Genomic DNA, 13,918 nt, shown 5'->3' with positions numbered 1-13,918 from the left:
TGCGCTCGCTCGCGAAGGGCGAGGCGATCACGCAGGACACGTCCACGCTCGAGAACCCGGCGATCCTCGAGCAGCTCAACCGGTCTCTCTGAATGACGCGGCCGGCACCGGCCGCACCCGACACTGTCGACACACGCGCGTTCGGGCGCCCATCCCCGCCCTGAACGCGTCGCACGCGGCCGCCACCCGGCCGCGCACGTGCGTCCCGCCGCGCCCCACCCTGCGTGCGCGGCTCATGCGACGGAAACCGCCACGCGGGCATCCGCCGCATCCCCTTGTTCGATGCATCGACGTACAACAACACTGGAGACACCTCAATGAAAAGCAGAATCGTGATCGGTTGCGCGGCGCTGGCAGGCACGCTGGCCAGCAGCAGCGGCTTCGCGCAGAGCAGCGTGACGCTGTACGGCAACCTCGACGCCGCGTTGCTGTACACCAGCAAGACACGCGACGCCGCCACCGGCGCGAACGCCGGCCATCAGTTCGCGATGACCGACACCGGCATGACGCCGACGACGTTCGGGATGACCGGCACCGAGGATCTCGGCGGCGGCCTCAAGGCGAAATTCCAGCTCGAGAGCGGCTTCGCCGTCACCAACGGCGCGTTCGCGCATTCGAACGGCAACTTCTTCGGCCGCCAGGCGTGGGTCGGGCTCGACGGCGGGTTCGGCACGGCCAAGGCCGGCGTGCAGTATTCGCCGTTCCTGCTCGCGATCTTCGATTCGGATCCGCGCAGCTTCTCGCACTTCGGCAGCGGGCTGATCAACTACGTCGACAACGTGCTGGTGACGGGCCTGTTCAACCCGAACGCCGTGTCGTACACGAGCCCGACGATCGCCGGCCTCACCGGCAGCGCGATGTTCGCGTTCGGCGGCAAGGCCGGCGACTTCCAGGCCGGCCGCCAGTATTCGGCGAGCCTCAAGTACGAGCACGACGGCTTCATGATCGACGCCGCGTTCTACGACGGCAACGACGGCACCAACCCGACGCCGACGCCGAGCACCGTCGCGTTCGTCGGGCGCACGATCGGCGCCGCCTACCGCTTCGGCCCGGTCACCGCGAAGGCGTCGTTCACGAGCTACAAGGTCGGCGGCTCGTTCAGCAACAACGTGTACGGCGGCGGCCTCGACTACCAGGCGACACCGGCCGTCGACCTGAACGGCGGCGTCTGGTTCACCAGCGATCGCAACGACACGGCCAATCACTCGCTGCTCGCGGCGATCGGCACGACCTACAGCCTGTCGAAGGCGACCGCGCTGTACGCGCAGGTCGCGATGGTCAACAACCACGGTGCGATGAACACCGGGCTGGGGATCACCAACGCGCTTTACGCGGTCACCGGCACGACCGTCGGCGCGAACCTCGGGATCCGCCACATGTTCTGATGCACGGGCGGTGGAGACTGCATCGAACCACCGCCCCGATGCATTCGCACTCCGAATCGTTTTTCGCCGAAGCCGGCCTGCAGCGATGCATCCGGTTTCGGCGCGACTTCCGTTGCGGGCGGATGCACATGCGGATGCACATGCGAAGCTCCACCCGCCCGTCACCGTGCGTCGCGAGCCGTGCGGAGGCGCAGGACCTGATTCGCCGCGGTGCCGACGCGGGCCGCGTGCGCGACCGCCAGTTCACGCCGGTCGGCGAACGCGCATGACGCGGTAACGTCGCATTGCCGCGGCCACGTCGCAACGCAAGTCGTTGCGTCGTCACGCGATGCCGCGCGGCGCCCGCCGCCGGCATCGCGTGCGGCGTTCAGCCCGCCGCGAGCTGCTGCTCGTCGAACCAGTCGAGCAGCATCCGCGTGACGAACGCGGGGTTCTCCAGGTTCGAGATATGGCCGGCGTCCGGCACCAGCGCATGGCGGCAGCCGATCACGCTCGCCATCTTCACCGTCTCCGACGGCGGGCGCGCCATGTCGCCCGCGCCGCACATCAGCAGCGTGCGTTCGGCATCCAGCCCGGCGAGTGCGGCGAGCGTATCCGGCCGCCCGAAGATCAGCCGGCCGAGCGGGACGATCGATTCCCGCAGCCGGTCGGCCGGCAGGTTCGCGAGCGCCGCGCGAAAGGCGCGCGGCACCGGGTCGGCCAGGTTCACGTCCGGCCGGAAGAACAGCGGCACGATCGCATCGAGCAGCGGCGGCGCGATGCAGCCGGCGGCGGCGATCGCATCGAGCATCCCGAAGTAGCGCAGCCGCGTCGCGTCGGGTTCGGCCTCGAGCGACGCGTCCATCAGCACGAGCGAGCGCACGCGCTGCGGTTCGCGCAACGCGAGCCGCGCGCCCCACATCCCGCCGACGCTCAGCCCCACGACCGCGCACTGCCCGATCTCCAGCGCATCGAGCAACGCGCTCGCGTGCGCGGCAAGATCGTCGAGCGTGTGCGTGCCGGCAGGCAGCGGGCCCGACGCGCCATGTCCCCACAGGTCCGGCACGATCACGCGATACCGGCTCGACAATGCGTCGATCTGCGGCGCCCACATCGCGGCATCCCACAGATAGCTGTGCCCGAACAGCACCGGAAATCCGGTGCCGTGATCCTGGTAATGCAGGGTGCTGCCATGAACGATGTGTGCGGGCATGTCGTCTCCGGATGTCAATGCGGTGGGCGGTGAGCGGCGGCCCGGCAACGGGCGCCGCGATCCGCGGCGTTCTGCGACGAACGCGAAGCGGCGAATCATCGCACAGGTTGCCGCCGTTGCGGGTGACTGCCGCGCATGCCGCGACGCAGCGCATCGCGCACTTGCGCCGTGCGGCCGGCACGACGCCGATCGCGCGACGCGGCCGACGCCGGTGCGGCCGCCGCGATGGCGCGCCACGCCGCGCGTGAAGCAACCGCTGACGTGACTGCGGCGCCGGACGACCTCGGATCGTCCGGCGCCGCGACGGGCGAAACACGCGCTCAGAACACCGCGTGCCCGCTGATGAGGCTCGGCAGCCAGGTGGAGAAGAACGGCATGTACGTGACGATGTTGATCGCACTGAAGATCGCGAGGTAATACGGCCACGCCATCTTCGTCGTCTCGCCGATCGACACGTTGCCGATCGCGCAGCCGACGAACTGCACCGAGCCGATCGGCGGGTGCACGAGGCCGAGCGAGCAGTTCAGCAGCAGCATGATCCCGAACTGCACCGGCCCGACGCCGCATGCCATCGCGATCGGCAGGAACAGCGGCGTCGTGATCAGGATGTGCGCGGCCATGTCGACGAACGTGCCGAGGAACACCTGGATGATGTTGATGTACAGCAGCATCAGCCACGGCGCGGCGGTCGACTGCTTGAGCAGCCCTTCGATCGCATCCGGAATCTCCAGGTACGACATCTGGAAGCGCAGCATGTTGGACACGGCGATCAGCAGCAGCACGACGCCCGTCGTGCGCGCCGCATGCGACAGCGCGCGCCGCAGCTTCCCGGCCGTCAGCGTCCGGTAGACGAGCGCGGTCAGCACGAGCGAGTACACGACGGCGATCGCGGCGGCTTCGGTCGCGGTCGCGATCCCCTTCGCGACACACACGAGGATGATCGCGATCACCATCAGGCCCGGCACCGCGCCGACGAAGCTGCGCAGCACCGCATACCAGCCCGGGAACGACGGCAGCGCCGACGAACCGTCCTCGCGGCGCGGATAGCCGTGGCGCACGGCCTGCCAGTATGCGGCCGCGAGCACGAAGCCCATCACCCACAGCACCGGCAGGAGGCCGGAGAACAGCAGGTCGCCGATCGACACGCCGCTCACCGGCTGGCCGTGCAGCATGCCCGTGATCCCCTGCGCGGCGAACGCGTAGATGATCATGTTGGTCGACGTCGGCATCAGCGCGCCGGCGAGCGACGCGTGGGTCGTCACGTTGACCGCGTAAGCCGCGCTGTAGCCTTCGCGCTTCATCAGCGGAATCACCACGCCGCCCATCGCGGAGGTATCGGCCGTCGGCGAACCCGACACGCCGCCGAACAGCGTGCACGCGACGACGTTGGCCATCCCGAGGCCGCCGCGGAAATGGCCGACGGTGGCCTGCGCGAAGCGCAGGATCCGGTCCGCGATGCCGCCGTGCAGCATCAGCTCGCCGGAGAAGATGAAGAACGGCACCGCGAGGAACGAGAACGCGTTCATCCCCGAGATCATCGCCTGCATCGCGGTCGCGATCGGCAGCCCTTCGACCAGGTAGGTCAGCACGCAGGAAATGCCGAGCGCGAACGAGACCGGTACGCCGAGCACGAGGAAAACCAGAAAACTGACGGACAGGATCGCGAGTTCCATGGCGTTATTGTCCCGACGAAGAACGACGAAGCGCGAGCAGGTGCTCGAGCGAGAAGAGGATGATGGCGATCGCCGCGGGAATCGTGATCAGGTAGCGCACGCCTTCGGGCAATCCGATGATCGGAATGCGGTCGCCCATCGTCTCCGCGGCCATGCTGCCGCAGCCGACCATGATCGCGATCGCGAACGCGATCAGGCTCAGGTGCTGGATCGCGATCACCGCGGTGCGCGGGCCCGGCGACAGGCGCCGCACGAGGGAGTCGAGGCCGATGTGGCCGCCGTCGCGCACCTTCATCGCCGCGCCGAACATCGCGATCACGATCACCAGCAGCAGCGCGATCGGCTCGACGAAGTCGGGCGCGTTCTCGAACGCGTAGCGCATCACGACCGCGTAGAACACCAGCACCGTGAGCGCGGCGAGACACAGCGACGCGACCACGGCCAGCGCGCGGAACAACAGGTCGTTCATGCAGCGCAGGCGCGGCGCCGCCGCATGCGGCCGGCACGGCGCCGCACCGTCCGCGGCCGCCGCGTCCGATGCGCCCACGGCCGCCGCGCCGTTCAGGGAAGTGCGACGGGTCACTTGGTGGCCTCGATCTCGTCGACGATCTGCTTCATCTGCGGCGTCTTCTCGTACTTCGCCCACAGCGGCTGCATCGCCTTCACGAATGCCGCGCGGTCGACCTGCGCGGCCGGCAGGATCTTCGCGCCGCCCTTCGTCACCGTCTGCTGCGCCGATGCCTCGCGCGCGGTCCACAGCTTCTGGTAGTACGGCACCGAATCGGATGCTGCCTTCCTGATCGCGGCCTGTTCCTGCGGCGACAGCGTGTCCCAGATCTTCTTCGAGAACACCAGCACTTCCGGCGTCATCGCGTGCTGCGTCTCCGAGTAGTCGGGCGCCACCTCGAAGTGCTTGGTTTCCTCGTACGACGGCAGGTTGTTTTCCGCCGCATCGACGAGGCCCGTCTTCAGGCCCGTGTAGACCTCGGCGAACGGCATCGGCGTCGGCGTGCCGCCCATCGCCTTGATCTCGTCGACCATCAGGTCCGATGGTTGCACGCGCACCTTCAGCCCCTTCATGTCGGCCGGCGTGCGTACCGGGCGCTTCGCGTAGATCGAGCGCGCGCCGCTCTCGTAGAACGTCAGCGCGATCATCCCCTTCGCCGCGAACGCGTCGAGGATCTTCTGGCCGGCCGGGCCGTACATCGCCTTGCGGAAATGGTCGACGTCGCGGAACAGGAACGGGAACGACGGGATCAGCGACTCCGGCACGATCTCGTTGAACGACGCGCCGTTCACGCGCGCCATGTCGATCGCGCCGATCCGCACCTGGTCGACCGTGTCCTTCTCGGAGCCGAGCGCGCTGTTGCCGAACACCTTGATCGAGTCCTTGCCGCCCGTCAGCTTCGACAGCTCGTCGCCCATGTACTTGACCGCCATGTTGGTCGGGAAGCTGTCGCCGTGCACGTCCGCCGAGCGGAACACGCGGGCCTGCGCGGACACCGCGAAGCCGGCCATGAGCGCGACGGCCAGGGCGGTACGGGAGCGGGTGAATCGGTGCTTCATCGTCAGTCTCCTTGATGGTTGTTCGTCGTCTGGCGGCGATCCGGGCGGCTTGCGCATCAGTCGGGGCACGGCCTCCACTGAATCGCAGTCATACGTTGTATGACGTGTGGAAGCGAATGTACGTCGGTTAATCGTTTAACTCACTTGGTGCATACCCTATAGGCGCTTCTGTAGCGGGTTTTCGGCGAGGCGAAGGGAAAAGCCTTCTCAGTTCAGCACGTAGCCGGCGAAACGTTTTCCGGAAATGGGGCTGCATTTGAGCCGGCGCGGTGCCGTGTCGTTTTCCGGAGCCGGATACTCTCTTTCGTTTCTATTTCTACAGTCGTAGGATGACTGACTGCCGTCGGCGATGGCCGGTTCGACGTGGCCGCCGTCGTTGTAATGAGGACGTGACGACGACGATGCCCCGCAGTCATGCGGTGCGTCGCGTCATCGTTGCCGGCGTGCCTGCTCACGCGTGCTGGCGGCACCGCGCGTCGGCCACGGCGCATGCCGTCGCGGCAGGCACGCGCGATGCGCGCTTGCCGCGACATCGGAAACACGCAAGGAGGTGTGCGATGCAGACGACCAGAACGCCGGCGGGACAGCGTCAGGACACGCCGTTGAATCCGGGCGACGAAGGGCCGCCCGATGCGCCGGCCGTCGGCGAGGATCTATGCGGCGTGTGTCGCGGCACCGGGATGGTCGAAGGACAGCCATGCGCGGTGTGCGGAGGGACGGGTAAGGTACTGCAGGGGATCGGCGGCGGCTAGACGGTCAAACGGAAGCGATGCGTGCAGGCCGCCTTCGGCGCCGTGCGGCGCCCGGACGGGCCACGGATCGCATGCGACCGCGCTGCAACGCCGCGATCGACCGGAATCGGGTATCCGCGCGGCGCGCGGCGCGTGAAAGACCTCAACGCCCGAGCCGCCGGTCCCGCAGAAACGCATTCAACTCGCCGCCCGCATGCTCGATGTGGCGCTTGAGCAGCGACGCCGCCGCGCGCGCATCGCCCTTGCGGCACAGCGCGACGAGCTCCGCGTGCTCGGATTCGGCCACGTCGCGCGCAGCCTCGGACAGCGACAGCTGCACGCGCGTGTAGCGGTCGGTCTGCTGCAGCAGCGACGCGACGATCGCCGCCGTCTTCGGCTGGTCGGCGCGCGACAGCAGCAGATGATGAAGCTCGGTGTTCAGTTCGCCCCAGCGGCCGGACTGGCTCGCGTGCAGCACCGCGCTGTATTCGTCGAGGATCGCATCGAGCCGCGCGAAATCCTCGGCGGTCAGCTTCGGAATCGACTTTTTCAGCAGCACGGGCTCCAGCAGCGCGCGCAATTCGAACAGTTCGGTGATGTCCTCCGGCGACAGCTCCGACACGATCGCGCCCTTGTGCGGCAGGATCTTCACGAGCCCTTCACTCTCGAGCTGCACGAGCGCTTCGCGCAGCGGGATCCGGCTGATGCCGAGTTCGGTCGCCAGCGCATCCTGGCGAAGCTGGTAGCCGTCGACGTATTCCCCCGTCAGGATGCGGCGGCGCAGTTCATTCGCTGCGGCTTCGGCGCGCGTGGCGTAGACAAGAGCGGGGCGTTTCTCGTTCATGTTGCGGTTCGGACTGGGGATGGCGGTCAGGCAAGCGCCGACGCGGCGCTGGATATTGCATACTTTCTACGATATTAGCAGAGCGGCCTTGCGGCCGAGCGTCGGCGGTCGCCACCACAGGCGACGTCGGCATCGACGTCCGGTGTTCCCGCAATACGGCACCGGACGCTCACCGGCGCGCTTTCTCGAAGTCGGCACGGCAATGAACCAGGCTGCGGCCGCGCGCTGATCGAGCATGCGCCCTAGCATAAGCGCTCGACGATCATGACGTCCGTGTCGTCCCGCGCCCGCAACATGAGCCACGTTTCATCGCGAACGGCAACGCCATCGCGTCGTGCCAGCCTGATCGGCCCTACGTCCAGCCGGCCATGATCGACAACCAGATAAGCGGAACCGGGCATCGGCAACGCGTGCCGCAACGCAGTGCCTTCACGCAGTGTCGCGATACGCACGCGTGCATCGGCATGAACGGGCAACGCGCCGGCGCGGACATCCTCCGGATCGCCGCTCGCCAGCGTCACGAATCGGCCCTCGCGACATCCGGGCGAACAGACTCGCGTCGCACAGCGCGGTGTACCGGCAGGTGTGCGCGGCCGCAGCCGGATCTGGAAGTGCCGCGCGGGCATATTCTCGTCGTTGCGCTCGGCGTGATGGATCGCCGTGCCGGCACTCGTCACGTGGACGGAATCGGCGACCAGACGCACGCGATTGCCTGCGTCGTCTTCATGCGTGATGGCGCCCGACCGCACCCACGTGACGATCTCGACGTCGCGGTGGGCATGCGGGCCGAGGCCCGAGCGCGGCGCGAATTCGACGTCGCTCCACATGTAGAGCGGACCGAGCGGCGCATCGTCGGCGCGCCCGGATTCGCCGATGCGGAAATGCTGGCGAATGTCGACACGGCCGCGCCGGATTGCGCCAAGCGCAAGAAATGGCCGATGTTCAATCATGACGGAGCCCGGTTCGAGTACGCCGGGCGCGGATCGCGATCGTCGCAGACGGCGTCTTCCGCACCCGCGCGCCGTGGCTGCGCTCAGATCTGCTGCTGGCCGCCATCGACGAACAATTCGATGCCGTTCACGAAGCTCGCGTCGTCCGAGGCCAGGAACAGCGCCGCGCTCGCGATCTCGCCAGGCTCGCCGAGGCGCCCCATCGGGATCTGGGCAGCCAGATAATCGGCGAGACCCTGGCGCTGCGCGGCATCGTCGCCGGCGAGATCGAGCAGGCCAGGCGTGCGGGTCGCGCCCGGGCTGATCGTGTTCACGCGGATGCCGCGTTCCTTGAGATCGAGAATCCAGCTGCGTGCAAAGGCCCGCACCGCTGCCTTCGAAGCCGAATACACGCTGAACGCCGCGGTGCCCGCGCTGCCCGCCGTCGAGCCGGTGAGAATCACCGAGGCACGCTCGGCAAGCAGCGGCAGCGCTTTTTGTACCGTGAACAGCACGCCCTTCACGTTGCGCTCGAAGGTGTCGTCGTAGTGTGCTTCGGTGATGCTGCCAAGCGGCAGCATCGAGCCGCCGCCGGCGTTCACGAACAGCACGTCGAGGCGGCCCTGTTCTTCCTTGATCTGCGCATACAGCGCGTCGAGCTCATCGAGCTTGGTGGAATCCGAACGTACGCCGGTCGCCTTGCCGCCGGCTTCGCGAATGCCCTTCACGGCGGCATCGAGTTCGGCCTGTCGGCGGCCGGTGAGATAGACGTGCGCACCTTCGGCCGCGAAGCGCTGGGCGGTGGCGAGACCGATGCCGCTGGTTGCGCCGGTGACGAGTGCGATCTTGTTGTCGAGTTTGCGTGCCATGGTATTGCTCCTTTCGTTGGGTCGGTGGGGGTTTCGTTGCATCCCGTACTGCGATGTGAGGAGAATATCGACGGCCTCATCTTTTCGAAATAGAATTGATTGCAAACAAACGTTGCAGAAATGAAAAGATGAGGGAAGATGGCTCAACTACCCGATTTCGAGGGGCTCGCGATGTTCGCGAAGGTGGCCGAGCACGGTTCGTTTGCCGCCGCGGCGCGCGCGACCGGCGTGTCGGTCGCGACCGTCTCGCGCGGCGTGGCCCGCCTGGAGGACCGGCTGGGCGCGCGGCTGTTCAATCGCACGTCGCGTCAGCTCTCGCTCACCGAGTTCGGCCGCACGATCAGCGAGAAAGCCGGCGAGATCTATCGCCAGGCCGAGGAGGCGGAAAGCTCGGCACGCGAAATGTCGGTGCGGCCACGCGGGCTGGTACGTCTGGCCGTGCCGATGTCGTACGGCCTGCGCTGGGTCGCGCCGCTGCTGCCGGGCTTCTTTCGCGCGTATCCGGAAGTGTCGATCGACCTGCATCTGTCGGATGCGTCGGTCGATCTGGTCGCCGACGGGTTCGACGCCGCGCTGCGGATCGCCGCGCTTCCGGACTCGTCGCTGGTCGCGCGGCGGCTGTGCGCGGTGACGCAATTCGTGGTGGCGTCGCCGGAATATCTGATGCGTGAAGGACGGCCCGCCCATCCGCGCGAACTCGCGGATCGTCCTTGTCTCTCGTACGCATACCGCGCGCGTAGCGCCGTATGGCGCTTCACGAACGACGCAGGCGAAGAAGAGCCGGTGATGCCGACGGGCCCGCTGCGCGTGACGAACGCCGATGCGCTGTTGCCCACGCTGCTCGCCGGACTGGCGATTGCCGAACTGCCCGAGTTCATCGCCGGCGATTACCTGGCCGACGGTCGTCTCGAAGCGATCCTGACCGACTGGTCGCTGACGAAGGGCGGCATTTACTTCGTCACGCCCTCGGCGCGCGCGCGGCCCGCGAAAGTCGCGGCGCTGTCGGATTATCTCGCCGAGCACCTTTCCGAGCCGACCTGGCGATGGCCGAAATGATGCGTCGGCACGGTCGATCAGCCGGCGTTTCGTCATTGCATTCATGCAATGACGGTGTGGCGCGAAGCACCGGATACGATGGCCGCGGCACACGCATTCTCGGCGGCGCAACCCGCTTGACGACACGACGACGAACGGCCGCTCGAGCTATCGAAGCGGCCTGCCGATGTTGCATCCCGACCGGCGCTTCTGGCCGGTAGACGTCACCGTCATATAGAATGACGCGCTTTGCCCGCACGCCTATGTGGTTCAAGAATCTTCAGCTTCACCGTCTTCCGGCACCGTGGGCCGTTACCCCCGATCAGATGGAAGCATGGCTGGCGCCCCACGCGTTTCAGCCGGGCACCAGCGTCGAGATGCAGCGCTCGGGATGGGCGTCGCCGCGTGACGACGGCGCGCTCGTGTATTCGATCAACCGGCAGATGCTGCTGACGTTTCGCGCCGAAAAGAAGCTGCTCCCGGCGTCGGTCGTCAATCAGGTGACCAAGGCCCGGGCGCTCGAGGTCGAGGAGCAGCAGGGTTTCAAGGTCGGGCGAAAACAACTGCGCGAACTCAAGGAGCAGGTGACCGACGAACTGCTGCCGCGCGCGTTCACCATTCGCCGCGATACCCGCGTGTGGATCGATACGGTGAACGGCTGGCTCGTCATCGATGCGGCCGCACAGGCACTTGCCGACGACGTTCGCGGCCTGCTCGTCAAATCGATCGATCAATTGCCGCTCACCGGCGTCCAGGTGGCGCTGTCGCCGGTCGCCGCGATGACGGACTGGCTGCTGTCCGGCGAGGCGCCGGGCGGATTCACCGTGGATCAGGACGCCGAGCTGCGCTCGAGCGGCGAAGGTGGCGCCACGGTGCGATACGTCGGCCACGCGCTGGAGGCGAACGACATGCGCCGGCACATCGAGGCCGGCAAACAATGCATGCGCCTCGCGATGACCTGGAATGACCGCATCTCCTTCGTGCTGACGCCGTCGCTGACGATCAAGCGTGTCACGCCGCTCGACGTGATCAAGGAGGCGTCGGATCCTACCGCGCAGAACGACGACGAACGCTTCGACTCGGATGTCACGCTGATGACGGGTGAATTGGCGCGGATGTTGACCGATCTCGTCGATATCCTGGGTGGCGAGCGGCAAGACTCGGTTCAAATCGCGGCGGCAGCCTGAACCTCGTCGGCTGTCGAGGATCGTCGCCGCGCTACGGCGCTACGGCGCGGCTTCGCGCTGACGCGACCTGTCGGGGAGGACCGTCGCCGCTCTGGCGGCGGGCGGGGTGCGGCTGCGCGCCGACGAAGCGCCGCCGCACCGTGGAGCCTCTTGCCGTTCGGCCCGGCGGGTTCGAAAAGTCAGCGGACGAGCTATCCGAACACCCGGGCCCATACCGCCCGAAGGCGTCGCGCGCGGTCTTCGAACAGATATGAGGCTGCCAGCGTCAAGAGACCTGAAATCGCACCCGTCACGATGTGCTCGACATAGGGGATACGGTAGTGACTCGTGTGCGAGTAGGCGTCGCCCAACGTCGTCAGGACGCCGACGATCACCGCATTGCCGTATCGATGCGCGTAGAGTTTCGCCGCGGGCGTGAAAGTCAGCAGTACAGCCAGGAGTCCGGTAAACAGACCGGTATGAAATGCAATCGACCAGTGAGCGAGGCTCATGATGTTGCCCCAGCTCCCCGGCATGCAGGTCATGCACGCACTGGTCGGCTGCCAGAAGCGCTGGATGAACAGTCTGACGCGCTGCTTCCACTCGGTTGACATGACGCACTCCCCTCAATGCCGTCGTCACGGCCGACGCCACCATACGTATCGTTGAAGCAGCTTCCAAATCCTTTGACGAGGCGGCCGCCCTCGTCGCGGACGGGTTGGCTATGCGCCGTGGAGGCCGAGCCATAACCTGGACATTGGGAATACTACTCCACGATTCCACGGCCGCCGTTTCGACCGGCACCGCGCCGGTGCCTTCTCACGAAACCGGGAATCGCTGCGGATCGCGTACTGCAAATACGCGCATCTTCAATGGACGGAAATCACCGAGCCATCGTGCAACCGCGCGTTCATCGACATGCATGCGCGCGCGGGCGGTTGATCTGGCTATATATCAGGACTTCTTATTGAAAGTCTTGAGCGCCCTGCAGTCCATTCGTGGCCTGCGCTTGCTGAAACCTGTCGCCGGGCGTATGGTTTATTTCTCTATCGCCCTTTTCCGGGAGATACCAAAATGGCTGCCATGCAATCCGCGGCCACGCCCCTCTCCGACGAGGAAGCCCGGCGCCAGTTGCGCCGCGCCGTCATCGCCAGCACGATTGGCACCACGATCGAATGGTATGACTTTTTCCTCTACAGCACGGTCACCGGCCTGGTCTTCGCAAAGCTGTATTTCCCCCAATCCCATCCACTCGTCGGCACGCTTCAGGCGTTCCTGATCTATGCCGTCGGCTTCGTCGCGCGGCCGGTCGGCGCGGCGATCTTCGGCCACTACGGCGATCGCATCGGCCGCAAGGCCACGCTGATCGTGACCCTGTTGCTGATGGGGCTCGCGACGTTCGCCGTGGCCTTCGTTCCGACCTACGCGACGATCGGCATCTGGGGCGCCGTTCTCCTCACGGTGCTGCGCTTCATCCAGGGCGTCGGCGTCGGCGGCGAATGGGGCGGCTCGGTCCTGATGTCGATGGAGTGGGCGCGCACCAATGCGCATCGCGGCTTCGTCGCGTCGTGGCCGCAGTTCGGCGTGCCGGCAGGATTGTTCCTCGCCAACCTCGCCGTGCTGGCCATGAGCTGGTTGTCCGGCAGCAGTTTTCTCACGTGGGGCTGGCGCGTGCCGTTTGTCCTCAGCATCCTGCTGGTCGCGATCGGGCTTTATATCCGCCTGAACATTCTCGAGACGCCGATCTTCGCGAAACTGCTGGCCGAGCGCCGGATCGAGAAGGCGCCGATGCTCGAAGTGCTGCGCAAGCAGCCGAGGGATATCGTGCTGTCGGCGTTCGCGCGGATGGCCGAACAGGCGCCGTTCTATATCTTCACGGCGTTCGTGTTCACTTACGGGATCACGGCGCTGGGCGTCACGCGAGAGCTGCTGCTGACGGCGGTGCTGGTGGCGTCCGTGGTCGAATTCGTCACCATTCCGCTGTTCGGCCACGTGTCGGATCTGATCGGGCGGCGGCGGATGTACATGATCGGTGCGGTTTCCGTCGGTGTATTCGGATTCCTCTACTTCGCGATGGTCGACAGCCGGAATCCGGCGTGGATCTTCGCGGCCATCGTGCTGTCGCTGGTCCCGCATTCGATGATGTACGGACCGCAGGCGGCATTGATCGCCGAATCGTTTACCGGGCGGTTGCGGTATAGCGGTGCGTCGATGGGTTATCAGCTCGCTTCGGTCATTGCGGGCGGCCCGGCACCGCTGATCGCGACCGCGCTGTTTGCCTACTACCATTCGGGGTATGCGATCGCGGTGTACGTGCTGATATGTGCGGTGCTGAGCCTGGTCGCCGCATCGAAGCTCGGCGACTACACGAACAAGGATATTTCGCGGGAATACGACGACGCGCGAAGTCTGGAGGATCATGGGCACGCGCCGCCGCTGACCTGACGGGTTGGCCGGTTCGCTCGATGCATGGGACGACGAGCCGGCTGCCGGCCCGCTTTCCGCGCCCGGTCCCGATTCAAGCCAAC

At 66.5% G+C, this 13,918-nt stretch carries 14 protein-coding genes; 6 read left to right on the top strand and 8 right to left on the bottom strand.

Going from position 1 to position 13,918, the window contains the following annotated elements; translation table 11 throughout:
• Positions 1-317 precede the first annotated feature (317 nt).
• Positions 318-1,385: a porin gene (locus DIE02_RS33085; RefSeq protein WP_124530225.1), complete on the top strand. Its 1,068-nt coding sequence runs from the start codon at positions 318-320 to the stop codon at positions 1,383-1,385.
• Positions 1,386-1,525: 140 nt separating this feature from the next.
• Complete coding sequence (locus DIE02_RS36250) at positions 1,526-1,654, top strand: hypothetical protein (protein ID WP_260427357.1); 129 nt, start codon at positions 1,526-1,528, stop codon at positions 1,652-1,654.
• Between the two features lie 98 nt (positions 1,655-1,752).
• Here the strand turns inward: DIE02_RS36250 and DIE02_RS33080 are convergent, their stop codons facing one another.
• From DIE02_RS33080 to DIE02_RS33065, 4 genes are all read right to left on the bottom strand, one after another.
• Complete coding sequence (locus DIE02_RS33080; RefSeq protein ID WP_124524222.1) at positions 1,753-2,577, bottom strand: alpha/beta fold hydrolase; 825 nt, start codon at positions 2,575-2,577, stop codon at positions 1,753-1,755.
• A gap of 320 nt (positions 2,578-2,897) precedes the next feature.
• The gene (locus tag DIE02_RS33075) at positions 2,898-4,250 is read right to left on the bottom strand and encodes a TRAP transporter large permease (protein WP_124523853.1); all 1,353 of its coding nucleotides are present in this window, start codon (positions 4,248-4,250) and stop codon (positions 2,898-2,900) included.
• Positions 4,251-4,254: 4 nt separating this feature from the next.
• Complete coding sequence (locus tag DIE02_RS33070; RefSeq protein ID WP_124524223.1) at positions 4,255-4,833, bottom strand: TRAP transporter small permease; 579 nt, start codon at positions 4,831-4,833, stop codon at positions 4,255-4,257.
• The gene (locus DIE02_RS33065; RefSeq protein ID WP_124523850.1) at positions 4,830-5,816 is read right to left on the bottom strand and encodes a TRAP transporter substrate-binding protein; all 987 of its coding nucleotides are present in this window, start codon (positions 5,814-5,816) and stop codon (positions 4,830-4,832) included. Before DIE02_RS33065 ends, DIE02_RS33070 begins: the two co-directional genes overlap by 4 nt.
• Positions 5,817-6,373: 557 nt before the next feature.
• Here DIE02_RS33065 and DIE02_RS33060 point away from each other — a divergent pair.
• On the top strand, positions 6,374-6,568 hold the full coding sequence (locus DIE02_RS33060; RefSeq protein WP_124523848.1) for a hypothetical protein: 195 nt from the start codon (positions 6,374-6,376) through the stop codon (positions 6,566-6,568).
• 142 nt (positions 6,569-6,710) lie between these two features.
• Here the strand turns inward: DIE02_RS33060 and DIE02_RS33055 are convergent, their stop codons facing one another.
• The 3 genes from DIE02_RS33055 to DIE02_RS33045 form a co-directional block, all read right to left on the bottom strand.
• Positions 6,711-7,391: a GntR family transcriptional regulator gene (locus tag DIE02_RS33055; protein WP_044847167.1), complete on the bottom strand. Its 681-nt coding sequence runs from the start codon at positions 7,389-7,391 to the stop codon at positions 6,711-6,713.
• A gap of 242 nt (positions 7,392-7,633) precedes the next feature.
• Positions 7,634-8,341: a pirin family protein gene (locus tag DIE02_RS33050; RefSeq protein ID WP_124523847.1), complete on the bottom strand. Its 708-nt coding sequence runs from the start codon at positions 8,339-8,341 to the stop codon at positions 7,634-7,636.
• Positions 8,342-8,424: 83 nt separating this feature from the next.
• On the bottom strand, positions 8,425-9,189 hold the full coding sequence (locus DIE02_RS33045; RefSeq protein WP_124489416.1) for an SDR family NAD(P)-dependent oxidoreductase: 765 nt from the start codon (positions 9,187-9,189) through the stop codon (positions 8,425-8,427).
• A gap of 138 nt (positions 9,190-9,327) precedes the next feature.
• Here DIE02_RS33045 and DIE02_RS33040 point away from each other — a divergent pair, with 138 nt between their 5' ends.
• Both DIE02_RS33040 and DIE02_RS33035 read left to right on the top strand, forming a co-directional pair.
• On the top strand, positions 9,328-10,245 hold the full coding sequence (locus DIE02_RS33040) for a LysR family transcriptional regulator (RefSeq protein WP_124523845.1): 918 nt from the start codon (positions 9,328-9,330) through the stop codon (positions 10,243-10,245).
• A gap of 242 nt (positions 10,246-10,487) precedes the next feature.
• The gene (locus DIE02_RS33035; RefSeq protein ID WP_124523859.1) at positions 10,488-11,411 is read left to right on the top strand and encodes a recombination-associated protein RdgC; all 924 of its coding nucleotides are present in this window, start codon (positions 10,488-10,490) and stop codon (positions 11,409-11,411) included.
• Between the two features lie 191 nt (positions 11,412-11,602).
• Here the strand turns inward: DIE02_RS33035 and DIE02_RS33030 are convergent, their stop codons facing one another.
• The gene (locus DIE02_RS33030; RefSeq protein WP_124489393.1) at positions 11,603-12,004 is read right to left on the bottom strand and encodes a hypothetical protein; all 402 of its coding nucleotides are present in this window, start codon (positions 12,002-12,004) and stop codon (positions 11,603-11,605) included.
• 460 nt (positions 12,005-12,464) lie between these two features.
• Between DIE02_RS33030 and DIE02_RS33020 the strand changes: the two genes are divergently transcribed.
• A complete protein-coding gene (locus DIE02_RS33020; protein ID WP_124489394.1) occupies positions 12,465-13,835 on the top strand; it encodes an MFS transporter in 1,371 nt (456 codons plus the stop codon).
• Positions 13,836-13,918: the final 83 nt, after the last annotated feature.

Source organism: Burkholderia sp. Bp8991 (assembly GCF_003853795.1).
In the GTDB taxonomy this organism is placed as follows: domain Bacteria; phylum Pseudomonadota; class Gammaproteobacteria; order Burkholderiales; family Burkholderiaceae; genus Burkholderia.
This window is presented reverse-complemented; position numbering and strand designations above follow the sequence as displayed.